Genomic DNA, 24,637 nt, shown 5'->3' on the forward strand with positions numbered 1-24,637 from the left:
GGCCTTTGGACCCGTCTTTATTCTATGATCCTTGCCTCGGATCGGACCCGTTCAAGCGGGTCAATTCTTGTTATTTTGCGGGTTCAGGCGCTTCGCGCTCTCCCACCCGCATAATTTCCCATTCTAGCGTGATCCCGCTATCTGCGTAAACCGCTTTTCGTACCTCCTCGCCCAAATCCTCCAGATCCGCAGCCGTCGCACCGCCTGCGTTGGTGAGGAAGTTGGAATGCATCTCATTCATCACCGCCCCGCCGCGCGTTGCACCCCGCATTCCAGCGTTGTCGATGACTTTCCATGCTTTGAGCTCATGCGTGTCATCCGCCTGCCCTGTGGAGCTAAATCCCGCCGGATTACGAAACGTCGATCCAGCTGTGCGATCTTTGGTGGGCTGCGTCTCGTCGCGCTTGGCGAGCTGGGCGTCCATCCGCGCGTGGAGTTCTTCCACATCCGCTGGCTCCGCTTTGAGGGTAGCCGACACAAGAACGGCGCCGTCCGGCAACTGCGAGGACCTATAGGCGAATTTTAAGTCGCCTGCACCAAGCGTCTTGCGTGTGCCGTCCCGCAGCACGACCTCTGAGGATTGGAATACATCCGCTGTGTAGCTGCCGTAGCAGCCAGCATTCATCCGCACCGCACCGCCGATACTGCCCGGAATGGTGCGCAGGAATGTCAGATCGAGGCCCGCATCGGCCGCCTTACGCGCCACATGAGCATCCAATGCCGCAGCACCCGCCGTCACGGTTTGCCCCTGAATCTCAATCCCGTTGAAGCCTCGACCCAGCCGGATCACGACCCCCCGCACGCCGCCATCGCGCACGATGAGGTTGCTGCCTACGCCCAATGGAAACACCGGCACAGATGGATCGAGGTTTGCCAGGAAATGCGCCAGATCATCCGCATCAGCCGGTTGGAACAGCACATCAGCGGGGCCACCGATCCGCAGCCACGTTAACCCATCAAGCGCCATATCGGGCGTCAAGCGACCGCGCACTTCTGGCAGATCAAAGTTCATTTCCGCTCATCCCGTCGCCGCATCCAGATGCCCACCAAACCGCCCGCACTCGCCCCAAGAAAGGCTGGCAGTGCAAACAAAAGCGCCAAACTGATCACTTGCACAGGGTCCAGACCGATCGGTGTCTTAATGCCGAAATAGAGGATCACCAAGGCCGCGCCAATCACCGAAATGATCGTCAAAGCCTGCCCGGACTTTCCCTTATGCATCAGGATTGCCATCGCAAAGAAGGGGATCAAGGCACAGAGCGACATGCCGCTGAGGACAACCGCTTCCGCCATTCGTCAGCTGCCAACCACGCGGCGCATCCAGCGCCACAGATAAATGACAGGCCAGCGCAGGAAAGAGGCACCGACAATCAGCGCTACGAGACCGATCCATGGACCGTTTTCATAAGTGACCCAGCCCAACAACGGCACACCAATCGCAATCAAGAAATAGGCACGCCGCCAATGGTTATCGTTTGACGGAATGGCCGCTAAAACAGCCGCCAAGATGATCCACAAACATATAGCCCAAAGTGAAAAGCTCATCTCTTTGGTATCTCCACCGCTTCGCCACGCGCGCACTTCCAGAAATAGCGCAACGGGTTTCGGAACATCGACACGAACCCTGTAAGTCCCAAAACGCTCACCCACCAGCCATAATCGACGCCAAGCCAGACGATCAAGATGGGCGCAAGGATCAGGAGCGTCACCCCCGGCACGTACTGCCGACGCATCGGCAACAGGGCCACGATGGCGGAGGCCAGCACCCAAAGACAGGCAAAGATGGCGGAAAGGGTCATGCTTTCATCTGCTCCGGCAGTGCATTGGCCCAATTGCTGATGGTACCCGCACCAAGGCAAACAACCATATCACCGGCGCTTGCCTGATCCCGCACCAGACGAGTCAGATCGTCCTGATCGACGACCGCAACTGCGTGACGGTGGCCATGACGCACAAGCCCAGCCACAAGATCGTCGCGCGAAGCGCCTTCAATTAGCTCTTCACCGGCGGCAAACACCTCGGCGATGCCTACCACGTCTGCATCGTTGAAACAGGCGCAAAACTCTTCGAAATGATGATGGAGGCGCGTGTAGCGATGCGGCTGATGCACGGCGATGACGCGCCCCTCTGTCGCCTGCCGCGCCGCTTTCAGGACCGCTGCAATCTCAACAGGATGGTGGCCGTAATCATCAATAATCGTCACGCCATCAATCTCCGCCACTTTGGTGAAGCGCCGGTTAACTCCGCCAAAGCCCTTCAAAGCGGCTTTGATCTCCTCCGCCTTCATCGCAAGATGACGCGCCACAGCCACAGCCGACAAAGCGTTGGACACGTTGTGATCGCCCGGCATGGGCAGCTCACAGCTTTCGATCACCATCCCTTCGCCTTGCAAGGCGATGTCAAAATGCGCGACGCCCGCCTTGTAGGTCAGGTTGACGGCTCGCACATCGGCCTGAGCATTGAAGCCAAACGTCACGACCCGCCTGTCGCTGATTTTCCCGACAAGCGACTGCACATCCGGATCATCGGTGCAGCAGACGGCGAGACCATAGAACGGGATATTGGACACGAAGTCGAAAAAGCCCTGATGCAGCGCCTCTTCCGTTCCCCAATGCTCCATGTGCTCCGGGTCAATGTTCGTCACGATCGCAATGGTCGCAGGCAGGCGGTTGAAGGTGCCGTCGCTCTCGTCGGCCTCAACCACCATCCATTCGCCCTTACCCATCCGAGCGTTGGAACCATAGGCGTGAATGATCCCGCCGTTGATCACCGTCGGATCAATCCCGCCCTCATCCAAGAGCGCGGCGACCATTGTCGTCGTTGTCGTCTTCCCATGCGTGCCCGCGACAGCGACATTGGACTTCAGACGCATCAGTTCCGCCAACATCTCCGCCCGCCGCACAATCGGCAAACCCATTGCGCGGGCCGCGTCATATTCCGCATTCCCCGGCTTGATGGCGGAGGAGATCACGACAACCTCTGCGTTTTCCAAGTTCTCAGCCCGCTGCCCCTCAAAAATAAGCGCACCTTTGGTCTTCAAACGATCCGTGATCTTTGTAGTTTTCAGGTCAGAGCCTTGAACGATATAGCCGTGACTCAATAAAACCTCCGCAATGCCCGACATGCCAATGCCGCCAATCCCCACAAAATGGATGGGGCCAACATCCAACGGCAGTTTCGTCGCAGCACTCATTCTGAGGTCTCCATCCACTAGTGTTGGGGCCTTTGCGCCAATTCTTCGACCAATGCAACCAATCGCTCTGTCGCATCTAGCTTACCACACGACAGCGCCGCTGCCGCCATCATCGATGCCACTTCGGGATTTCCCAATATCCGCTCAATCGTATCGGCCAAGGTCTGCGGCGTCATCTGGCTTTCTGGCATCAGCACAGCAGCGTTTGCCTCCACCATCGCGCGCGCGTTGGCGGTTTGCTCGTCACGGATCGCTTGCGCCAAAGGCACAAAGATCGCGGGCCTGCCAATCACGCTGACATCGGCTACCGTGGACGCCCCAGATCGCGCAATCAAAAGCTGCGCTTCCGCCAACCGCTCCGGCACATCGTCAAAGAAGGTTTGCACCTCCGCCGCGATCCCCGCTTGGGCATAGGCCACTTCCGCCCGACCCACATCCTCGGGCCGCGCTTGGTGACTGATGCGAATGTTCTGCTTCAAGTCGTCCGGCAATGCAGCCAGTGCCGCTGGCACCACGTCGGACAGGATACGCGCACCCTGCGACCCGCCCATCATCAAGATCGACATCGGATAGTCACCTGGCGGGATGTACCCTGCCCCTGCGCGATCCAAAATGGCCGCCCGCACTGGGTTGCCAACATCGACGCCGTCAACGCCCTCCGGCAACTCCGTGGGCCACGTCCCGCAGGCAATCCGGTCGACGCGCTTTGCAAATATCTGGTTCACCCTACCCAAGACGCCGTTCTGCTCGTGGATCATCCGGGGCTTGCGCAGCGCCCAAGCCGCCGTCATCGCAGGGATCGCTGGATAACCACCAAAACCCACGACAATCGCTGGCTGTTCCTTCCGCATCTGCAAAATCGCAGCAAGCGAGCCCGCCAAAATACGAAATGGTACGAGGGCCTTCTGCACCACACCACCCCGCGCAAAAGTCGCCGATGCCACATGCTGAATATCAACCGCCTCTGGGAACCCACTAGCATAGCGCGCGCCGCGATCATCAGTGCTCAACCGGACCCGCCAGCCTTTGGCCAACAACGCCTCTGCCAAAGCCTGCGCTGGGAACATATGTCCACCCGTTCCCCCGGCAGCGATGATCGCCAATGGTGCGCTCATCGAGCGGCCCGACGCATCAAGATATCTTCCATCTCACCCTGCGTCCGCGTCCGCGTGAACGCCAAGAGCATACCAACGGCAATGCCGCCCGCGATGAGTGATGACCCCCCATATGATACGAAAGGCAAGGTCATACCCTTGGCTGGCAACAGCCGCACCGCGACACCCATGTTGATCATCGCTTGCACGCCAAATGCACAGGCCAAACCCGTACCCGCCAAACGAATGAACGGATCACGCTCTTTCATCAGGCGCACCAAGCTGCGCACCACGACCATGGCATAAAGCGCGATGATGACCATGACGCAGATAAGGCCGTACTCCTCTGCCGCGACCGCGATGATGAAGTCTGTGTGTGCATCGGGCAGAGACCATTTCACCTGCCCCTCGCCCACGCCAACGCCAAACAACCCACCCTCCCGGATTGCCGCTGTGGCATAGCCGAGCTGTGTGGTCGGATCGACGTCTGGCGACAAAAACCCGTCAATGCGCCGCGCAAAGTGTTCGGAATTGGAGTAGGCAAAATTGCCCGCCAAAACCACCAACCCTGCAATCGCAATCAGCAGCAGCATCGGCGCTCCGCCAACGAAATACATCACACCCCATGCAAACAGGATCAAACAGGCCTGCCCAAAGTCCGGCTGAAGCGCAAGAAAGCTGCACACAATGATGGCCAGCGCAAAGGAATAGGCCCGCCCTGGCGGCCCCCCAATTTCCTGACTGGCCGCCAATAGCCACGCTGTCATCACAATAAACCCAGGTTTCAAAAACTCCGACGGCTGTAAGGAGGCAAAGCCAAGCGAGTACCAGCGCGTCGCGCCTTTCCCGAAGTCGGTACCAAAGATGGGCAGTAAGGCCACCGCCACAAAGGCCACAATGAACCCCAAAACGGCCAAGCGCCGCACCAGATGCGGCGACATCATGGAGACGATGAACATCGTCGCAATCGCCACCCCGCCAAAGAACCCTTGTCGCGCGACGTAATAAAATGGGTCGAGCCCGTTCTTGCTCGCCAAAGGCGGCGACGACGCCAGCCCCAGCAAAATCCCGATTGCAAAAAGGACCAGAATGGACGTAAATGTCCACCGATCCACCGTCCGCCACCAGCGTGGAAGGATGGGATCGATCACCACCATGGGTGCCCTGCCATAGACCATGTCTGTCATGGTACCGCCACCAAATCTGCCTCACGCCTCGATTTATTCGAGGTCTATTCGCCAAGTATATCGCACCTTGCCGCACTGATCCACTTAAATTCAAAGCGCATCTGCAAGTTCTTTCGCTCACAATACCTCCGCCGGAGGCCCCCGAGGCTTGCCAAATGGGACGAGCTTGGGCAGGGGTGACGCATGCAGGTCAACACGCTCATAATTGGTGCCGGTGCCGCTGGCATGATGGCCGCCGCTCATTCCGGCGGGTCGGTCTTGGTTGTCGATCACGCAAAGGCCCCGGGTGAGAAGATCCGCATTTCCGGCGGCGGGCGGTGTAATTTCACCAACCTTTATGCCGCACCAGATTACTTCCTGTCTCAGAACCCGCATTACGCAAAATCTGCGCTCAGCCAGTACACACAATGGGATTTCATCGACCTCGTAACGCGCCACAAGATCGCCTATCACGAAAAGACACTAGGCCAGCTGTTCTGCGACACCAGCGCGAAAGACATCATCGCGATGCTTCGGTCGGAGATGCAGCAAGCAGCGGCGGCGCTTTGGCTCTCAACAGAGGTTACGTCCGTCCAGCATGACGGTGACTTCAAAGTCACCTTGTCGAAAGACAGGCAGACCCATGAGGTCACGGCCCAAAACCTGATCGTTGCCACAGGCGGCAAATCGATCCCCAAAATGGGCGCGACAGGTCTTGCCTATCAAATTGCGGAGCAGTTCGGCCTCCGTCTCATCACACCGCGTCCCGGTTTGGTCCCGCTGACATTTACCGATGGACGTTTCAAAGCCCTTGCCGGCGTTGCACTGCCTAGCAAAGTTTCTGCCAACGCCAACAGTTTCGAAGAAGCCACACTTTTCACCCATCGCGGTCTTTCTGGCCCCGCGATCCTGCAAGCGTCTTCTTACTGGCACGAAGGGGAAGCGATCGAGGTTGATTGCGCACCACGCACCGACCTCTTCACCGCTCTAAAATCCCAACGCCAAACCGATAGCCGCAAGGCCCTGTCGACGGTCCTGGCGCAACACCTGCCCGCCCGTTTGGCGCAGTATCTGACAGAGGCTTGGGATCTCTCCGGCAACCTTGCCGACTGCTCGGACGTGAGACTGGCCGAGATCGCAACCCACCTGCACCGCTGGCAACTGACCCCCTCTGGGTCAGAAGGGTACCGCACGGCCGAAGTCACCCTCGGCGGGATTGACACGGATGATCTCAGCTCGAAGACGATGGAAGCCAAAGCGGTCCCTGGCCTCTACTTCATTGGGGAAGCTGTCGATGTGACAGGCTGGCTCGGCGGATATAACTTCCAATGGGCGTGGTCATCGGGCTGGGTCGCCGGACAAGCGATCCAAGCCAAGCCTGCTTAGCCGCCCAGCGCCGCTTTCACCAACGACGTAAAGTCCTCACCGCGTTTCTCGAAACTGTCGTATTGGTCAAAGGACGCCGCCGCAGGTGCCAAAAGCACAACCTCTCCCGCCTGGGCATCAGCATGTGCGGCAGCCACAGCCGCCTCCATCGTAATGCACACCTGCGCATCAACACCCGCCAACTGACGCGCGAAATCGGCTGCCTCCCGACCAATGACATAGGCTTTCTGAACGGAGCCTGTGTGCGGCAGCAACGCCTCCAGCCCGCCATCTTTCTGAAATCCGCCACAAATCCAACGGATTTTGTCAAACGCCTGCAACGCCTTAGACGCACTATCAACATTGGTGGCTTTGCTGTCGTTCACATAGCGGACGCCGTGCGCCTCACTCACAACCTGTGACCGATGCGGCAGGCCCGGATAGCTTCTGAGCGCGGCCTCGATCCCGCGCGGACCGATCCCCAATGTGCGACAGGCTGCAAACGCGGCACAAGCGTTCTGATGATTGTGCGCACCCGGCAACCCAGCGATGTCACGCAAATCGATAGAGGCCACCTGCCGCCCTTTCCGTGTTTCCACCAAGAAATCCTTCTTGGCAAAGACATTCCATCCGGAACCACCGAGCTTGCGTACCGCAGAAATCCGCAGGACACGATCATCGGACCCGTCAGAGAGTTGATTGGCCAGATGCCGCCCTTCATCTTCATCCACTCCGATGACAGCCCGATCCGGCCCACCTTCGGCAAACAGCCGGCGCTTGGCCGCGAAATACCCGCCAAGCCCCGCATGCCGATCCAAGTGATCTGGGGAGAGGTTCGTGAACACGGCCACGTCCGGTGTCATCGCGCGGGCAAGGTCGGTCTGATAGGAAGACAACTCCAACACAACGACCTCGCCGTCTTGGGCTGGCTCCAAATCCAACACCCCGCGCCCAATGTTGCCCGCCAATTGCGCAGGGCGGCCGTTTTCAACGAGGATATGATGGATGAGCGCCGACGTCGTGGATTTCCCATTCGATCCTGTGACCGCGATCACCTTGGGCGTCGTTTCAAAATTGTCCCAATCTGCTGTCGCGTAGGAGCGGAAGAAAAGGCCAATATCATTGTCAACGGGAACACCCGCCTCCCATGCCTTCGCAATGACCAGATTGGGCGCAGGATAAAGATGCGGAATCCCGGGGGAGACAATCAGCGCCGCAACACCGTCAAACGCACCATCTTTGCCCAAATCGCGAAGATAAAACCCGTCTTCCGCGGCCGCCTGCTGCGCGTCCGCGCCATCGTCCCAAACAACCGCATGCGCGCCGCCAGCTTCCAACGCCGATGCCGCCGCCCGACCTGACCGGCCCAGCCCTAAAACAGCGACCGTCTGCCCTGCATATCCCTGAACTGGAATCATCGCGCCTCAGTCCTCACCCCATGTTCAGTGCAGACTGCCGATGAAGATATGCCGATGCAAGAGGCCACGCCGCACATGTTGGCCGCCTAGCGTACCTTCAACGTTGCCAATCCGATCACCGCCAAGATGAGCGACACGATCCAAAACCGAATGACGATTTGCGGCTCGGCCCATCCCTTCTTTTCATAGTGGTGATGGATTGGCGCCATCAGAAACACCCGCCGACCCGTCGCTTTGAAATAGAGCACCTGAATAATGACGGACAGCGCCTCCACCACGAAAAGCCCGCCGACGATGGCCAAGACAATCTCGTGCTTTGACGCCACGGCGATCGCGCCCAGCGCACCGCCCAAAGCAAGTGATCCTGTATCGCCCATAAAGACGGCGGCAGGGGGCGCGTTGTACCAAAGAAAGCCCAAACCGCCGCCTATAAGACCAGCCACAAAGACCAGCAGTTCGCCCGTGCCCGGCACGTAATGCAGGCCTAAGCTTGCGGTGAAGTCCACGCGTCCGACGAAGTAGGCAATAATGCCCAGCGCACCGGAGGCAATCATCACAGGCATGATAGCCAAACCGTCTAAGCCGTCTGTCAGGTTCACCGCATTCGCAGCACCGACGATAACGATGATGGCGAAAGGAACGAACAGAATGCCAAGATTCAGCAGCACATCCTTGAAGACCGGCACGGCGAGCTGTCCAGCAAGGTCAACGGGATGCAACTGTGTCGCCCAATATCCAGCGATCGCCGCAATCAGCAAACCAAGGGCAAGGCGGACTTTGCTTGGCACGCCGGCCGTGTTTTGCTTGGAGACTTTGGCATAATCATCGGCAAAGCCGATCAAGCCAAAGGACATTGTGACAAAAAGCACGAGCCACACAAATCCATTGTCCAAGCGCGCCCAAAGCAGGGTGCTGACCAGCAACGCCCCAACGATCAGCAACCCGCCCATCGTCGGCGTACCAGCCTTGGCGATATGGGTTTCAGGCCCATCTTCGCGGATCGGCTGGCCCTTGCCCTGCTTGCGGCGCAAAACGTTGATCAGAGGCACCCCGAAGAAGAAGCCAAACAGCAACGATGTGAAGAATGCACCGCCCGCCCGAAACGTAATGTATCGAAAGAGGTTAAAGAAATCGCCGCCGTCTGACATCGCGGTCAACCAATATAGCATGTGCCTGTGCCCTTATTTTTATTGCCTTTAGGCTTGCCTGAGTTTGCGGATGGCGTCAACGACCAAGCTGACTTTGCTTCCCTTTGATCCCTTCACCAACACAACGTCACCCGCATCGACAAGCGCGTTTGATCGCGCTGCGAGCTCTGACGCCTGCTCGGACCACAGGCCGCGTTTTTCTTCGGGAAGTGCGTCATGCAGTTGTTTCATGCGCGGTCCAGAGCAATGCACAATATCCGCGCAAAGAAGGTTCTGATCGCCCGCCAAAGCGGCGTGCATCTCCATCTCCTTCGGCCCCAGTTCCAGCATGTCCCCTAATATGGCGACCCGCCGCCCCTTCACGACCCGCCCGACATTGTCCACCGGTGTGGCAGCGGCGAGGATTTCAAAGGAGGCTGTCATGGAGGTCGGGTTCGCGTTGAACGCATCATCAATGAGATAGATCACCTCATCCAAATTGGCGGGGTCGAGCGTGACCTCCTCCCGCGAGCCGCGCCCAGATGGTGGCACCCAGCGCGCGATGTCTAGGGAGGCTTGCATCGGATCAGCGCACAAAGCCTCCGCCACAGCCAAAACGCCAACCGCGTTCGATGCAAAATGCCGACCCGCAACTGACAGTTTGAAGAGGTAGTCTTCGTCCCCATGCTTGGCGGCAATCATCGTCTTGTCGTCAGACAGGCGGACGTTGGTGATTTCCCAATCCACACCTGTTGCCCCGAACCAGATTGCCGCAGCGCCAGCATCGGACGCTTTGTCTGCCAAGATCGACGCTGTTTCGATATCGGCGTTCAGCACCGCCGCACCGCCTGCCTTTATCCCGTCGATGATGGATGCTTTTTCAGCCGCGATCCCTGCGATGTCGTTGAAGGCTTCCAAATGCGCGGCAGCGACGGTCGTAATCATGGCAACATCGGGCGCAGCCATCCGTGCGAGAGGGGCAATCTCACCGGGATTGCTCATGCCAATCTCGATGATAGCAAACTCAGTGTCGGCGGGCATCCTTGCGAGCGTCAACGGCACGCCCCAATGGTTGTTGTAAGACGCTTCTGCCGCATGGGTCTTCCCTTGGGCTGACAACACCTCCCGCAACATTTCCTTGGTCGACGTTTTACCAACGGAGCCTGTGATACCAACGACCTTAGCCCTCGTGCGGGCACGTGCGGCTTTGCCCAAATCCTCCAAAGCGAGCAACACATCATCAACAATCAAAAGCGGCATATCCTCTGCCACCCCCTCCGGTCGGTGGGTAACAAGCGCGGCTGCGGCCCCTTTTTCAAGAGCCTGTGCCACAAAATCATGGCCATCGCGCACGTCTTTCAACGCAACAAACAAATCACCTAGTTGCAGCGTCCGCGTATCAATTGACACGCACGTTGCAACCCAATCGGTCGTGGCCGTTCCCCCCGTCGCCTTCGCCGCCTCCGCAGCGGTCCAGAGCGTCATATCCGTCCCTCAAGTGCGGCAACTGCCACGCTCGCCTGTTCGACGTCATCAAACGGCAGCACGCTGTCACCAAAAATTTGCCCACTCTCGTGGCCTTTGCCCGCGATCAACAGCGCGTCACCCACTTGCAAAGCATCGATCCCGCGTAGGATGGCTTCAGCCCTGTCCCCGACTTCAACAACTTCCGCCCCGCCCTGCTGGACCGCGCCGGCCGTCACGGCCGCGCGGATGCTGCTTGGCTCTTCTGTCCGTGGATTGTCATCCGTCACAATCACCAGATCCGCGTGTTCCGCGGCAGCCGCCCCCATCAAGGGGCGCTTTGTCGTATCACGGTCTCCACCCGCCCCAACAATGGCAACAATCTTGCCCATGACATGTGGGCGCATCGCTTGCAGCGCCGTGGCGACAGCATCAGGTGTGTGAGCATAGTCTACAAAAACCGCCGCGCCATTGTCACGGGTCGCCGCCAATTCCATACGGCCGCGCACAGTTGTCAGGGTCTCAAGCACCTCAAACACTTCCGTCGGTGCCGCACCCGCCGCGATGACAAGTCCTGCGGCCAACAGCACGTTGTCGGCTTGGAAGCCACCGATCAAGTTCAACCGAGTCTGAAACGGCTTGCCTTGCCAATTAAACCGCACATCTTGCCCTGTTGCATCAAACCGGCGCGCCAGCAGGCGCAATCGGGCCGCTTCCGTGCAACCCACGCCAATGATCTCCTGCCCGCGCGCCTCGCAAATCGCAGCGACATCCGACCCTTTCGGATCATCAAGATTGATGACCGCCACACCGTCCAGCGCCAATACGCGGGCAAAAAGGCCCATCTTGGCGTCAAAATACGCCTCGAACGTTTCGTGGTAATCCAGATGGTCCTGCGTGAAATTCGTGAACCCAGCCGCCGTCAGCATCACCCCATCCAACCGCCGCTGGTCGAGGCCGTGGCTCGATGCCTCCATCGCGACATGGGTGACGTTATGGTCTGACGCTTCAGCAAGCACGCGGTGCAACGTAATCGGCTCCGGCGTCGTGTGGTTCAGCGGATGCGACCACGCTCCCTCCACCCCGGTTGTTCCCAAATTCAAACCGGCAAGACCAATAGCCTCCCAAATTTGGCGCGTGAAGGTGGAGACGGAGGTTTTTCCATTCGTGCCGGTAACGGCAACGACCGTGGCGGGATGCGCCCCGAACCAGAGGGACGCGGTCTGCGCCAGTGTCTGACGAGAGTCTTGCGCAACAATGACCGCCACATCCCCCTTCGCCAGATCGTCCTTCGCATACTCTGCACCATCCGCATCTGTCAGGATCGCAGATGCACCAGCCGCAATTGCTGTGCCAATGAATTTCGCGCCGTGCACATTAGCACCCGGCAATGCCGCAAAAAGCGTGCCTGGACCAACCTCACGACTGTCAACGGTGATGTGGCGCACCTGCGCTTCGCGGCCCATTTGGGCCGTCAGCCCCAGTTCCGCCAATGAAGATGTTTTGCTCATGCCCGCCCTCGTGCCGTTCGGAGCTTAGTTTGAGGTCAGTGTTACACCGATGGGTTCAATCGTTTCAACTTCTGGCCGGAGATCAAGCAGGGGTGCGACACGGCGGATCATCTCTGCCGCAACTGGCACGGCGGTCCAACCGGCGGTGCGGCGCGGCTCATCGCCGGACGTTTCAACCGGCTCGTCCATGGTGACGATCAGCACGTATTTCGGGTCGCTGGCTGGGAAGACGCTCGCAAATGTCGCGATGACCTTATCCTCGTAATACCCGCCACCGCGCTCTAACGGCTTGTCGGCGGTCCCCGTCTTGCCCGCAACTTCATATCCCTCAACCTCACCAAAGGACGCGGTGCCGCGCACAACAACTTGGCGCAGCATGTCCAATGCGCGGCGGCTGACCGCTTCGCGCACGACCCGCTCCCCTTGCTGTGGGGCATCCTGCTTCAAAAGCGTCGGCTCCACACGCGTCCCACCATTCAGAAGCGACGCATATCCCGCTGCCAAATGCAGCGGTGATGAGGACAGTCCATGCCCGTAAGAGATTGTCATCGTTGAGATTTCCGACCAATTCCTCGGCAACAGCGGTTTGCCGGTAGGCGCCTCGATCATCTCAATCGGGGTCGGTTCAAGGAACCCAAGCCCGTCCAAGAATTCCCGCTGACGTTCCGCACCGATCATCATCGCCACCCGCGCGGTGCCTATGTTGGAAGATTTTACGATCACATCCGTCGTCGACAACTCCGGCCCATAGTTGCGGAAATCGCGGATCTTGAAACGGCCCCACGTTAGCGGCCCCGTCGTATCAATCATCGTGTTCGGATTGACGACGTTGAGGTCCATGGCTTGAGCAATCGTAAAGATCTTGAAGGTCGATCCCAGTTCATAGACACCCTGAACCGCGCGGTTGAATAGCGGGCTGTCGGACTGATCGCCTTCGGTCAGAACAGCCGGTCGGCTGTTGGGGTCAAAGTCCGGCAAAGACACGAGGGAAATCACTTCGCCCGTATGAATGTCCATCAGGATGGAGGTCGCACCCTTCGCGTTCATCAACGACATGCCGCCAGCCAGCACCTGCTCGCTTGTCGCTTGCACGGTCAGGTCGAGCGAGAGTTCCAGCGGAGCACCTTCGTTCGCGGGGTCGCGCAGGAGCGCATCAAACTGACGCTCAACGCCCGCAACGCCGATCACCTCTGCACTTGCGACGCCCTCTCGGCCATAGCTCGCGCCACCCAAAACATGCGCCGCAATCGGGCCGTTCGGGTAGAGCCGCATTTCGCGCGGGCCAAACAGCAATCCGGGGCTACCAATGTCATGTACCGCTTGGCGTTGCTCAGGGCTAATCTGCTTGCGAACCCACAGGAATTTCCGGTCGCTGGTGAAATTTTCGAGAAGTTTCTCTTCATCCAGCTCAGGAAAGATATGTACAAGTTCTGCCGCCGCATAAATCGGATCAATCATGTCCTGCGGATGTGCATAGAGCGAGTAAGTTTGTAGATTAGTCGCAAGAATACGACCATTTCTGTCAACAATATCAGCACGTTGACCAATAATTGGGTTGCCGGAGACGGAGGCGCGCGGCTCTTCCGGTTCAGAGGTTGCCAATGTGCCCATGCGAAGGCCAATTGTGAGAAAAGCACAAAAGAACATCGCTGCCATGACCAACAAACGCCCCTCGGCACGCAACCGCGCCTTGTCGCGCATCGCCTCATGACGGCGGCGCTTATTCGCCGCCTCAATCAGCGCAGGATCATGCCCCCCGTCGCGGGCACGCAGAACCGTGGCAAGGGGGCGCAGCGGGGTCCGGATCATAGGGGATCCTCTTCCGTGCTTTGCGGAACAGAGCTCACATCAATCGGATTGATGATTGGCAGAATCTCTGGACTCGGATCGATAATGTTGTCCGTATCGCCGAAGGCATCCGGCATCAGCGGCAACAATCCAAGACGATCGAAGTTCAACTCAGCCAAATCGCGCAGGCGGTCTGGCCGGTTCAAATAGGCCCATTCCGCTTGAAGCATGTTCAGCCGCTCATGCGCCGCACCAATTTGCGAATGCAGCACGCGGGCTTGCGTCACCTCTTCGCGCGTTTTGTGATTTTCCGTGTAGGCCCAAAACCCGAGCCCGATGACCGCTAAAGCCGCAAGTACGTAAAGTACGCCCCGCATTTACCTGCCCTTTTTTTGCACCGGCATTCCGATGTCTTTCGGCGCAACTCTTCCCGCTGCTGCCGACGTCCGCCTCGCGACCCGCAGTTTCGCCGATCGGCTCCGCGGGTTAATTTTTAGTTCGTCTTCATCCGCCGCAATCGCCTTGCGAGAGGCAAGCGTCCACGCGGCTTCATCTTGGTGTGTTTCAGGCGCATAGCGATTGGCATTGGCCATACTGCCGCTGCGCTTTTGAAAGAAGCGTTTGACCATCCGATCCTCGACCGAATGGAAGGTGACAATGGCCAACTGGCCACCGGGTTTCAGAGCCCGCTCCGCCGCCATCATCGCCTCGTAAAGCTCACCGTATTCGTTGTTCACCGCGATCCGCAGCGCTTGAAAGGTGCGCGTGGCCGGATGCGATTGATTGGGTTTCGCGCGGGGAAGGCAGCTTTCCACAATCTTCGCCAACTCAAGCGTCGTGGTGATCGGACGGTTCGCAACGATGGATTTTGCAATCCGGCGCGACGCGCGCTCCTCCCCATAAAGGTAAATGATATCAGCGAGTTCGCCTTCTTCGCTTTCATTCACCAGATCAGCCGCCGAGGGACCAGACTGGCTCATCCGCATATCAAGCGGCCCGTCCCGCATGAAAGAAAACCCACGCTCCGCAATGTCGATCTGCATCGACGACACCCCGAGGTCCAGGACGACCCCGTCTAGGTCGGAGGCATATTCATCAAGTTTGGAAAACGTGCCTTCGACCAGCTCTATATGATCGCCGTATTCGGCAACCCAGTCTTGGGCCATCTCGAACACCAACGGATCACGGTCGACACCGATCACCTTATCGGCGCCTGCTGCCAGCAATTCGCGGGTGTAGCCGCCATTCCCAAAGGTGCCATCGAGCCAAACCCCAGAAACAGGCGAGACCGCCTTGATCAGCGGCCCGATGAGCACAGGGATATGAGGGTCGTTGGATACGTCAATGCGGGCAGCTGACATTGGCACCCCCTACGTTCCAAGCAGGCTGAGCGGATCGAAGTCGTCCGGCTTGTCAGCCAGCCAATCGTTAAGGGTTGCACCGATGGTGGCGTGGAAGGTTTCGGCCTTCCAGATCTCAAAATGATCGCCCATGCCACGGAAAAACAGCTCGCCATCCTTGATGCCCAGCTTTTCGCGCTGTTTCAGCGGCATCACGACGCGGCCGTCCTTATCAACATCCAAGCGCATCGATTGACCAATAATCAGGTGCGACAAAGCACGCTTATTCGGATCGCCTTTCGGCATCGCATTGATGTCGGCCATCGTCTTGCGAAATTCTTCGACCGTATAGGCGTGTAGCGTCTCTTTCAGGTGATCGCCGTACAGAAGGTAAAGCCCTGCTTGCAATCCCGTGGTCCAGTCTGGGTCCCCTGCTTCGAGCACACGACGAAAATCAGCAGGCACGCTCATGCGGCCTTTGCTGTCCACCTTCTGGGTGTATTCGCCTGTGAACCCTAAAGTCACGTTACCCTTTCTGCCCAGTCCAAATTCTCAACTGCCTTAACGGAAAAGGCGGATTGAGCTGCTGCCACTGCTCAATCCGCCGCTCCAGCCCTTTCGGACGAAGTCCAGCTGCGCGCGCCACCTGGGGGGATGTCTGCTCGCTCGCGCGCCGGATCCTTTGTGCGGTAAATTCGGGAGCCTGTATGAAACCTGACTTTTGCCGGTTGGGGTTCTTTTGCGCCCCGTTTTGTGAGTGCCCGCTGTTACCGTAGAAGATTGATGCCACGCCAAAACCTACCGATCAATAGTTTTTTTGGGAATTTATGGAACTTTTTGGGAAAGAACGGGTCTGATTGCAAATTAAAGAACAAGTAACGCTCAATACCACCACCATATGTATTCCAAGAAAGCAATTACACGCCTATATGTAGTGACATTTTATCAGAAGCGCACACTAGTCCAGAAAATCCCAGTTTTTTGCAATTACAGGGCGTCCAGCCCCCTGTATCTCACATAATCGGACCAAATTCAGTGCTCGATCCCTTTAATCGCTTGCCAGGTACTGGAGAAATCCGCATTGATTCCATGTTTTCCCATAAGCGCCGACATTGGCCCAAAACGCCTTTAATCCACATCTGAAAACACACCGTTTTGCGGATGCCCAAGAATTGACTTAATTTCTCACCTCAGCGACATCTAACGGACGGCGGGTAAAGGTAACGTGTTTTGAAGGTTGTTTGATTAGCGACCGCGGTGTTTGCGGTCTTGTCTATATTACTCTGCATCAGCGACAGCAGACGCAGATATACGGCAATGGTCGATAGCATGAAGAGTCATGCCGAAAACAAACCGCCTGTTATCGTCTAGAATTCATCCGGCAACGTGCATGGTTTGTTCAATGCTGATCCTATCGGCGGCACATATGCTACCCGCGACACCGTCGACCTCGACGATTTTGTGCTGCTTACTGATCCTTAGCGCGGTTTAAGCTAACCCGCCCTCTATGAACCGCTTGGCCAAACTCCGATAAGACTCCGCCATCGCACTATTCCCAGCGGCAATAGGCGTCCCCGCATCACCCGCCACGCGCGTTTCAAGATCAATCGGAAGCGCCCCCAAGAAGGGGACATTCAATTTCTCAGCTTCGGCGGCGACACCGCCGTGACCAAAGATATGCGCCTCATGCCCACAGTTAGGACAATGAAACATCGACATGTTTTCAATTAATCCCAGCACCGGCGTGCGCAACGAATTGAACATATCAATCGCTTTGCGCGCATCGAGCAGCGCAACATCCTGAGGCGTGCTCACCACAACGGCCCCTGTCAGCTGCGTCTTCTGACACAGCGTGAGTTGCACGTCGCCCGTTCCCGGCGGCAAATCGATGATGAGCACATCGAGCTTGCCCCACTCCACTTGCCCCAGCATTTGCTGCAAGGCGCCCATCAACATCGGCCCACGCCAAACGACAGCTTTGTTAGGGTCAACCATCAGCCCGATCGACATCATTGTGACGCCATGCGCTTGCAAAGGAATGATCCGCTTCCCATCCGGGCTGCCGGGGCGCTTTTTGACGCCCATCATCCGCGGTTGGCTCGGGCCATAGATGTCCGCATCCAAAAGTCCGACTTTCCGCCCTTCTTTCGCCAAAGCCACAGCAAGGTTGGAAGAGACAGTCGACTTCCCCACCCCCCCTTTGCCGGAGCCAATGGCCAGAATGCGATCAACACCACTGACCGGCGCAGGCCCCTCTTGCGGTGTCGGGTGACGCCCAACCTTCAACGATGGCGGCGCTTGTGGCTTAGGTGCGGCGGGCGCATGCGCTGTCAACACAACAGATGCTGACGCCACACCGTTCATGTCTTTGACAGCCGCTTCTGCCGCATCCCGCACAGTGCTCAGTTGCGCCGCGACCTCTGCCGACGGCGCTTCAATCACAAACTTGACTGCATACCCCTCTACAGAAAGGGCGCGGATCATATCCGCCGCCACCAAGTCACGGCCATTCGGCAATGTGACCTTCGACAAGACAGCCAGGATGTCATCCCGCGTGATCGCCATTTCTCGCTCCTGAGTATGAGGATAATTTGTGAGCTATCTTTCAGGTCCGCCCATAAATGACAAGAACTGCGGCGTTATGCGCCAGTATGGCAACTTAATGACATGAGCCATGCAATCCAGGCATAGCCGCAATGCAGAAACTTACATTGTGCAACCGCAGAAACGACTTAAGTATCTGGTCAACAGAACAGTAAACTGCTGCTAAGACGAGAGTAATAAGATGACTTTTGCAACCGAAGCCTACACAAAACGCGTTTCAATCGGGGAACGTTTCAAAAGCTTTCGCGTCAACATGGCATCCACTGCCAAGAAGCGCCAAGCATACCGTCAAACCATGGACGAACTGCAAGGCCTGACAGACCAAGATCTCGCCGACTTGGGTATTCATCGCTCGATGATCCCTGCGGTTGCGTCCGACGCAGCCTACCGCAACTGAAATAGAATTTGAGCCTCGCCTACTCCCTTTAGAGGCTCAATTAGCGCCACGCATCCTCCTCCCTTTATTGCGAGGCGCGCCAATACAGGTCGGACGTTCAGGAAGACCTGAACCAAAGATCGACAAACACGGCACCTCTTCCTCCTCCCTGAGGTGCCCTGTCAAAGCGGAAACCCCACCTCCTCCCAGGGTGATGCTTTGCTAGAGATGGTCCTTCTACCTCCTCCCTGAGGGGCCATCGGAATAAGGACGGCGATGCGCACCTCCCGCGCATCGCCGTTTTTTATCGCCAAGGCTGAGTGCCTTAGCTTGTCCCACCCGCGCATCATTGCCTATGCTGCTTGGATTAAGCGCAATCTCGAGGCGTAATATGAAATTTTTTGGGGTCAAATATCACGCCACTGGGCATGGGCTGCTGGCCGATCGGCGGCGCGATGTATGCTGGATCCAAGTCGCTGGGCTACACAGGCTCCGATGACACAACATCGCTTGCAACCATCCACGCCGCACTGGACCACGGCATAACGCTTTTTGACACCGCCGCGGCATACGGCGCGGGCCATTCGGAAAAACTGCTCGGCCAAGCACTACGCGACCGACCCGAAGCCCTCGTTGTGACCAAATTCGGCGTCAGTATCGATGAGACCACGAAACAACTTTCTCGTGATCCCTTCCAGGTCGCTATGGTCATCCCAGACGTAGAGGACAGCCTTCGTCGCCTGAACCGCGACCGCATCGATCTGCTTTTGCTGCATATTAACGAAGCGCCGATTACCGAAGCCGAACAGCTTTTTGATGAAGGCGATCGCTTAGTCACTGCTGGCAAGCTGCGCGCCTATGGGTGGAGCACGGACTTCCCCGAACGCGCAACTGCGCTGGCAGGTCGGGAACACTTCAAAGCCGTCGAATTCGCAGACAACGTCCTAATCGATGCCCAGAATATACGACAAGTTGCCGAGGGCCACGACCTTCATGCGCTGAACCGATCCCCCTTGGCGATGGGCCTTCTCAGCGGGAAATACGGACGCGACACCACCCTGCCCGCCGACGATATACGATCCGCTGGTGAGGCATGGCTTCAACACTTCCAAAACGGGCGCACCAACCCCGAGTTCGTCTCACGGATGGACGCAATCCGCGAGTTGCTGACAACAGGCGGACGCACATTGGTCCAAGGTGCGCTCGGATGGCTCTGGGCCAAAAGCGATCTCAACATCCCCATTCCGGGTGCTCGCACGCCGGAGCAGATCGCAGGCAGCGCTGGTGCTGTGGACCACGGCCCGCTGCCAAAGGACGTCATGAAAGAGATCGAAACAATGATCGTGCGCAATCCTGACGCCGCCGACAAACCCCGTCAGCACCAAACTCCTTTGCCGTTGCAAAGCGCGCTAAGGCCCCTAGTGTGCCACCATGACCTATGAGATCCTGATCGCCCTGATCGGCTTCGCCTTCGTGAGCTCGATCACACCCGGCCCGAACAATCTCATGCTGATGGCCTCCGGCGCAAACTTCGGGTTTCGCCGCAGCCTGCCCCATATGTTGGGCATCTCGATCGGGCATTCGTTTCAGGTGACGATGGTGGGCCTTGGCCTAGGCCAGTTGTTCGTGACATACCCTGTGGCGCAAACCATCCTTCGTGTCCTCAGCACCGCCTACCTTTTTTATCTTGCATGGAAGATTGCGAATGCCGCCCCACCGTCCGAGGGCGAAGCAAAAGGCAAGCCGCTGACTTTCCTACAAGCTGCCGCCTTTCAATGGGTCAACCCAAAAGCGTGGTACATGGCGATATTCGCCATCACCAACTATGCGCAAGGCGACGGCGTTCTCTGGCCCGCGCTGACTGTTGCGTTTGTGTTCGCCTGTACCAATTTTCCCTCCATCATGGTCTGGACGACGCTCGGCACCCAGGTGAAACGGCTGCTGACACGCCCCTCTCTTCTGCGCACATTCAACTGGACGATGGCAGTCCTCTTGGTGCTAACCCTCGTGCCGGTCTGGATCGAGTGATCACACATGACAGGAGCAGCGATATGACCGAATATGAAAAACTCCTCGCAGGTGAGCCCTACAACGGTGCCGACGCTGAGATACTAGACAAACAGATGGCTGGGATTGCCGCAAAGGAAGAACTGGACAAGGTACCGGAGGCCGACATCTTCGCGTGGATCCAAAGCCTCGCCAAAGTCTTTGGGGCGATGGATGGCCCCTCCCTCATCCAGCCGCCCTTCAAAATCAGCTTTGGCAGCCATGTGCGGCTCGGCAAATGGTGTTACGTCAACAAGGGGGCAACGTTTCTTGATGACAATTTCATCACCTTGGGCGATCACGTCGCAGTTGGCCCAAATGTGCAGTTTATCACGGCCACACACCCACTGAGGTCCGAAGATCGGATCAAACCAAAGCCCGACCAATTCCCGCCCTTTGACGTTATAAACATCGCAAAGCCCATTACCGTGGGCGATCACGCATGGATCGGCGCAGGTGCCATCATCATGCCCGGGGTCACGATTGGCGCGCGAGCTGTGGTTGGCGCGGGCGCGGTGGTCACAAAAGACGTTCCCGCCAGCACCGTCGTCGTCGGCAACCCCGCACGGTTCCTCAAAAACGTTGATGAGTGACCAAACGGGATGGCGGGTGGGGCGTCTTGCCGACTGGCAAGAGCGGCACCAGACAGACTAGAACGGAATGTCGTCCGCCTGCGCGGCACTCACAATAAACCGTGCAACGACGTTTTTCGAACCCGCTTTGTCAAACTCGATATCGAGCTTATCACCTTCGATCCCCATCACTTCGCCGTAGCCAAACTTCTGATGGAACACGCGGTCGCCTTCTGTGAACGCGCTCACAGCATCCAGATCGATGGTCATATTGCGCGCCTCGGTGGGTTGCGACATGCCGCGCTGCTGGCTCCGCGCCTGCAGCCGCCGCCATCCGGGGGAATTGTAGACATCTGCCTTTGAGGCCTGCTCATGCAGGTCTGACCCCATCATACCTTGCATCGACGGGCTGGTTCTCGCCGCCATCCCAGCCGCGCCAAAGCCGCCCCCATATAAACCGGGAGGTGTCAGCACCTTCACATGATCGGTCGGCAACTCATCGATGAACCGCGACGGCATGGAACTTTGCCATTGCCCATACACCCGCCGGTTCGCTGCAAAGGAAATCGTACAAATTTGTTCGGCCCGCGTGATCCCGACATAGGCCAGGCGCCGTTCCTCTTCGAGGCCCTTCAACCCGCCTTCATCCATCGACCGCTGCGACGGAAACAACCCGTCTTCCCACCCCGGCAGAAACACTGCTGGAAATTCCAAACCTTTGGCCGCGTGGAGCGTCATGATCGACACCTTCTCCTCAGCGTCCTCGCTCTCATTGTCCATGATCAGGCTGACGTGTTCGAGGAACCCTTGCAGATTGTCGAAATTCTCCAACGCCTTGACCAATTCCTTGAGGTTTTCCAACCGTCCAGGTGCCTCTGGCGTTTTGTCGTTCTGCCAAAAGCCTGTGTAGCCTGACTCGTCCAGGATCATTTCAGCCAGTTCAACATGAGTATCCGCTTCGGCGCGCACCTGCGCGTGCCAACGGTCCAGACCATCCACCAGAATTCCCAGCTCTTTCAGGCCCTTTCCGCCCAAAAGCTTGCCTTGCACCACAAGCCGCGCGCCTTCGACCAGTGACACACCATTGGCGCGGGCCGTCCGTTGGATCGTTTGCACCGCTTTGTCACCAAGGCCCCGCTTCGGCGTGTTAACGATCCGCTCAAACGCCAGATCATCGTCTTGGCTCACCGCAAGCCGGAAATAGGCCATTGCGTCTCGATTTTCCAAACGCTCGTAAAAACGCGGGCCACCAATCACACGATATGGCAGGCCAATCGTCAAAAACCGATCTTCGAAGGCGCGCATCTGGTGCGAAGCACGCACAAGGATCGCCATGTCATCCAGAGAATAGGGTTCAAGCCCGCGCGTCCCACGCTGCAGCGCCTCCACCTCTTCACCGATCCAGCGCGCTTCCTCTTCGCCGTCCCAATGGCCGATCAAGCGCACCTTTTCTCCATCGTCCCCTTCAGTGAACAACGTCTTGCCAAGCCGCCCCTTGTTCGCGGCGATGACACCAGCAGCAGCGCCAAGGATATGGCCGGTAGAGCGATAGTTTTGCTCCAGCCGGACGACATGTGCACCTGGGAAATCCTTCTCAAATCGCAGGATGTTGCCCACTTCTGCGCCACGCCAGCCGTAGATCGATTGATCGTCGTCGCCGACGCAACAGATGTTTTTGTGACCACCGGCCAAAAGCCGCAGCCAAAGATACTGCGCGACGTTTGTGTCCTGATATTCGTCCACCAAGATGAAGCGGAACCAGCGTTGGTATTGCTCCAAGACATCAGGGTTCTTTTGAAAGATCGTGACCATATGTAATAGCAGATCACCAAAGTCACAGGCATTCAGCTCCTTCAAGCGCGCCTGATACCCGGCGTAAAGCTCTACACCCTTATGATCGAACGCCCCGCTATCTGCGACGGGCACAGCATCCGGCGTGTAGGCTTTGTTTTTCCAGCCATCAATGATGCCCGACAGCATCCGAGGGGGCCATCGTTTCTCATCGATATTCGCGGCCATGATCAATTGTTTGAGCAACCGTATCTGGTCATCAGTGTCGAGGATCGTGAAGTTCGACTTCAAACCTACAAGCTCCGCATGCCGCCGCAACAGCTTCACACAGATCGCGTGAAAGGTGCCGAGCCACGGCATCCCTTCGACCGCCTCCCCCAAAAAGCGGCCCACGCGGGTCTTCATCTCCCGCGCGGCTTTGTTGGTAAAGGTCACGGCCAAAATCTCATTCGGACGCGCCGTGCCCGTCATCAGCAAATGCGCAATCCGGCTTGTCAGCGCTTTGGTCTTGCCTGTCCCTGCCCCTGCAAGCATCAGCACCGGACCTTGCAACACCTCCACCGCTTTGCGCTGCGCTTGATTTAGCTCATCCAAATATGGCGCAGGCCGCGCCGCCATCGCCCGTTGTGACAACGGGACAGCGGCTACGAAGGCGTCATCTTCTGAAAAACTGCTCATGCGCAACACATAACGCCCCTTCCGGACAGAGAAAAGGGTGTTCTACTTCCGTTCTCTCAACTTCAGTGCAATGTAACAGTCACCAGAACGGTCGCGGGTGATCCTGTTCGGCTTCTGACCGGCAATCCTTTGCTGACCTTTGCCCCGTGTCTTGCCGCCCGAAACTTCCTGTGTGATCCGACCTCGGAATCGAGATACGCACCAGAAATCTCCGCCTTGTGTCAACCGATCCGATCGACCGCATGACGCACAGAAAGATGCAAAGCAGAACCTTGCCGGGTGGGCGCATGCGCACGTGCGATGTTTGCTGTTATGCGGCGATATCCGGGTCAAACAAAGCGCTTTGTCCTGCCTTCATTGACTGGCTTACGCGCAGCGCTAGCTGTGTGCGGTGCTTAGAAAGATGTTTCATATCACCGCTATCAGCAGCACGCTTAGCGCTCATGCAGCCGTAGCTGGCCCAGACTTGCAAATCATCCTGGATCGACAAGACTCCTCAATCGAAGTCTACGCACATCTCGCCGCGGCGGACATAGACACTGTCTTCGGTGTATCAGCAGCAGGGTTGGCCGGATCTGACGGGCGGGTTTCATACGGCGCTTTTCGCGAGAGCGGGACATATGATTTTGGAAAGACCATGCTCAATGACGTCACCCTGTTCTCAGCGGACGGAAGCGGCGACCTGGACGCAATGTCGGTCATGGTTCACCCAACGGACCTACAGGTGCCCTACCAAACGCCTTTTGATGCCGTGCTCGCAATGTCGATATGCAACGTTGACGACCCCATTGAACCGCCCTCAATCGACGATCTAAAGATTTATGCCGGCTTTGTGGCGTATCCGATTGACGGACACGCACGGGCGACTTTGGCACTCCCGAACAAAAGCTCTCTGAAAGTTAAAATAATCACCTTTATAAACAGCGTGTATGTCAGCACACAAATTCTCACCCTTGATCCTGGCCAGCCCATCGACTTGCCAACAATACCAAAAAATCATTGGCTCAGCTGGCTCACCTCGAATTCACTTTGGGCCGAATAATCGCGAAAACCGAACAGAAAACGTAAATAATGACGCATCATCGCGCGATTTCTACGCGTTTT

General features: G+C 57.5%; 23 protein-coding genes. 6 read left to right on the forward strand and 17 right to left on the reverse strand.

The window, feature by feature from the left end; translation table 11 throughout:
• Nucleotides 1-70: 70 nt before the first annotated feature.
• The 7 genes from murB to ftsW are packed head-to-tail and all read right to left on the reverse strand — an operon-like array spanning nucleotide 71 to nucleotide 5,474.
• Entirely contained in the window at nucleotides 71-1,012 is a 942-nt protein-coding gene (murB, locus tag ACTF5F_RS04530; RefSeq protein WP_438955693.1) for a UDP-N-acetylmuramate dehydrogenase, read from the reverse strand.
• Complete coding sequence (locus tag ACTF5F_RS04535; protein WP_438955694.1) at nucleotides 1,009-1,293, reverse strand: UDP-N-acetylmuramate--alanine ligase; 285 nt, start codon at nucleotides 1,291-1,293, stop codon at nucleotides 1,009-1,011. Before ACTF5F_RS04535 ends, murB begins: the two co-directional genes overlap by 4 nt.
• A gap of 3 nt (nucleotides 1,294-1,296) precedes the next feature.
• On the reverse strand, nucleotides 1,297-1,545 hold the full coding sequence (locus ACTF5F_RS04540) for a DUF2484 family protein (protein ID WP_438955695.1): 249 nt from the start codon (nucleotides 1,543-1,545) through the stop codon (nucleotides 1,297-1,299).
• Complete coding sequence (locus tag ACTF5F_RS04545) at nucleotides 1,542-1,799, reverse strand: DUF2484 family protein (protein ID WP_438955696.1); 258 nt, start codon at nucleotides 1,797-1,799, stop codon at nucleotides 1,542-1,544. The genes ACTF5F_RS04540 and ACTF5F_RS04545 overlap by 4 nt, the downstream gene beginning before the upstream one ends.
• The gene (gene murC / locus ACTF5F_RS04550; protein ID WP_438955697.1) at nucleotides 1,796-3,193 is read right to left on the reverse strand and encodes a UDP-N-acetylmuramate--L-alanine ligase; all 1,398 of its coding nucleotides are present in this window, start codon (nucleotides 3,191-3,193) and stop codon (nucleotides 1,796-1,798) included. Before murC ends, ACTF5F_RS04545 begins: the two co-directional genes overlap by 4 nt.
• A gap of 17 nt (nucleotides 3,194-3,210) precedes the next feature.
• Complete coding sequence (locus ACTF5F_RS04555) at nucleotides 3,211-4,308, reverse strand: UDP-N-acetylglucosamine--N-acetylmuramyl-(pentapeptide) pyrophosphoryl-undecaprenol N-acetylglucosamine transferase (RefSeq protein WP_438955698.1); 1,098 nt, start codon at nucleotides 4,306-4,308, stop codon at nucleotides 3,211-3,213.
• Nucleotides 4,305-5,474 (reverse strand): putative lipid II flippase FtsW, encoded by a 1,170-nt coding sequence (ftsW, locus tag ACTF5F_RS04560; protein ID WP_438955699.1) that lies wholly within the window; start codon nucleotides 5,472-5,474, stop codon nucleotides 4,305-4,307. Before ftsW ends, ACTF5F_RS04555 begins: the two co-directional genes overlap by 4 nt.
• A 183-nt stretch (nucleotides 5,475-5,657) precedes the next feature.
• Between ftsW and ACTF5F_RS04565 the strand changes: the two genes are divergently transcribed.
• Nucleotides 5,658-6,839 (forward strand): NAD(P)/FAD-dependent oxidoreductase, encoded by a 1,182-nt coding sequence (locus tag ACTF5F_RS04565; protein ID WP_438955700.1) that lies wholly within the window; start codon nucleotides 5,658-5,660, stop codon nucleotides 6,837-6,839.
• Here ACTF5F_RS04565 and murD read toward each other — a convergent pair.
• The 9 genes from murD to ACTF5F_RS04610 form a co-directional block, all read right to left on the reverse strand.
• Nucleotides 6,836-8,236, reverse strand: coding sequence for a UDP-N-acetylmuramoyl-L-alanine--D-glutamate ligase (murD, locus tag ACTF5F_RS04570; protein ID WP_438955701.1), 1,401 nt, complete (start codon nucleotides 8,234-8,236; stop codon nucleotides 6,836-6,838). The genes ACTF5F_RS04565 and murD overlap by 4 nt on opposite strands.
• 86 nt (nucleotides 8,237-8,322) lie before the next feature.
• Nucleotides 8,323-9,405 (reverse strand): phospho-N-acetylmuramoyl-pentapeptide-transferase, encoded by a 1,083-nt coding sequence (gene mraY / locus ACTF5F_RS04575; RefSeq protein ID WP_438955702.1) that lies wholly within the window; start codon nucleotides 9,403-9,405, stop codon nucleotides 8,323-8,325.
• 27 nt (nucleotides 9,406-9,432) lie between these two features.
• Nucleotides 9,433-10,848: a UDP-N-acetylmuramoyl-tripeptide--D-alanyl-D-alanine ligase gene (locus tag ACTF5F_RS04580; RefSeq protein WP_438955703.1), complete on the reverse strand. Its 1,416-nt coding sequence runs from the start codon at nucleotides 10,846-10,848 to the stop codon at nucleotides 9,433-9,435.
• Complete coding sequence (locus ACTF5F_RS04585; RefSeq protein WP_438955704.1) at nucleotides 10,845-12,338, reverse strand: UDP-N-acetylmuramoyl-L-alanyl-D-glutamate--2,6-diaminopimelate ligase; 1,494 nt, start codon at nucleotides 12,336-12,338, stop codon at nucleotides 10,845-10,847. The genes ACTF5F_RS04580 and ACTF5F_RS04585 overlap by 4 nt, the downstream gene beginning before the upstream one ends.
• A gap of 24 nt (nucleotides 12,339-12,362) precedes the next feature.
• Nucleotides 12,363-14,147, reverse strand: a complete 1,785-nt coding sequence (locus ACTF5F_RS04590; RefSeq protein ID WP_438955705.1) for a peptidoglycan D,D-transpeptidase FtsI family protein — start codon at nucleotides 14,145-14,147, stop codon at nucleotides 12,363-12,365.
• Nucleotides 14,144-14,503: a cell division protein FtsL gene (ftsL, locus tag ACTF5F_RS04595; RefSeq protein WP_438955706.1), complete on the reverse strand. Its 360-nt coding sequence runs from the start codon at nucleotides 14,501-14,503 to the stop codon at nucleotides 14,144-14,146. Before ftsL ends, ACTF5F_RS04590 begins: the two co-directional genes overlap by 4 nt.
• Nucleotides 14,504-15,487, reverse strand: coding sequence for a 16S rRNA (cytosine(1402)-N(4))-methyltransferase RsmH (gene rsmH / locus ACTF5F_RS04600; protein ID WP_438955707.1), 984 nt, complete (start codon nucleotides 15,485-15,487; stop codon nucleotides 14,504-14,506). It lies immediately after the preceding gene.
• 9 nt (nucleotides 15,488-15,496) lie between these two features.
• Nucleotides 15,497-15,991, reverse strand: coding sequence for a division/cell wall cluster transcriptional repressor MraZ (locus ACTF5F_RS04605; protein WP_438955708.1), 495 nt, complete (start codon nucleotides 15,989-15,991; stop codon nucleotides 15,497-15,499).
• A gap of 963 nt (nucleotides 15,992-16,954) precedes the next feature.
• Nucleotides 16,955-18,031, reverse strand: a complete 1,077-nt coding sequence (locus tag ACTF5F_RS04610; protein WP_438955709.1) for an Mrp/NBP35 family ATP-binding protein — start codon at nucleotides 18,029-18,031, stop codon at nucleotides 16,955-16,957.
• A 220-nt stretch (nucleotides 18,032-18,251) separates the two neighbouring features.
• Between ACTF5F_RS04610 and ACTF5F_RS04615 the strand changes: the two genes are divergently transcribed.
• The 4 genes from ACTF5F_RS04615 to ACTF5F_RS04630 all read left to right on the forward strand — a co-directional run bounded on the left by ACTF5F_RS04615 (nucleotide 18,252) and on the right by ACTF5F_RS04630 (nucleotide 21,085).
• Nucleotides 18,252-18,467: a DUF1127 domain-containing protein gene (locus tag ACTF5F_RS04615; RefSeq protein WP_438955710.1), complete on the forward strand. Its 216-nt coding sequence runs from the start codon at nucleotides 18,252-18,254 to the stop codon at nucleotides 18,465-18,467.
• Nucleotides 18,468-18,847: 380 nt separating this feature from the next.
• Entirely contained in the window at nucleotides 18,848-19,888 is a 1,041-nt protein-coding gene (locus ACTF5F_RS04620; RefSeq protein WP_438955711.1) for an aldo/keto reductase, read from the forward strand.
• Nucleotides 19,878-20,474, forward strand: coding sequence for a LysE family translocator (locus ACTF5F_RS04625; protein ID WP_438955712.1), 597 nt, complete (start codon nucleotides 19,878-19,880; stop codon nucleotides 20,472-20,474). Before ACTF5F_RS04620 ends, ACTF5F_RS04625 begins: the two co-directional genes overlap by 11 nt.
• A gap of 23 nt (nucleotides 20,475-20,497) precedes the next feature.
• A complete protein-coding gene (locus ACTF5F_RS04630; protein WP_438955713.1) occupies nucleotides 20,498-21,085 on the forward strand; it encodes a sugar O-acetyltransferase in 588 nt (195 codons plus the stop codon).
• Between the two features lie 57 nt (nucleotides 21,086-21,142).
• Here ACTF5F_RS04630 and ACTF5F_RS04635 read toward each other — a convergent pair whose 3' ends face one another.
• Nucleotides 21,143-23,533, reverse strand: coding sequence for an ATP-dependent helicase (locus tag ACTF5F_RS04635; RefSeq protein ID WP_438955714.1), 2,391 nt, complete (start codon nucleotides 23,531-23,533; stop codon nucleotides 21,143-21,145).
• Between the two features lie 403 nt (nucleotides 23,534-23,936).
• Here ACTF5F_RS04635 and ACTF5F_RS04640 point away from each other — a divergent pair, with 403 nt between their 5' ends.
• A complete protein-coding gene (locus ACTF5F_RS04640; RefSeq protein ID WP_438955715.1) occupies nucleotides 23,937-24,575 on the forward strand; it encodes a hypothetical protein in 639 nt (212 codons plus the stop codon).
• Nucleotides 24,576-24,637: the final 62 nt, after the last annotated feature.

Origin of the sequence: Cognatiyoonia sp. (assembly GCF_965661665.1) — a bacterium.
Taxonomy (GTDB): Bacteria; Pseudomonadota; Alphaproteobacteria; order Rhodobacterales; family Rhodobacteraceae; genus Cognatiyoonia.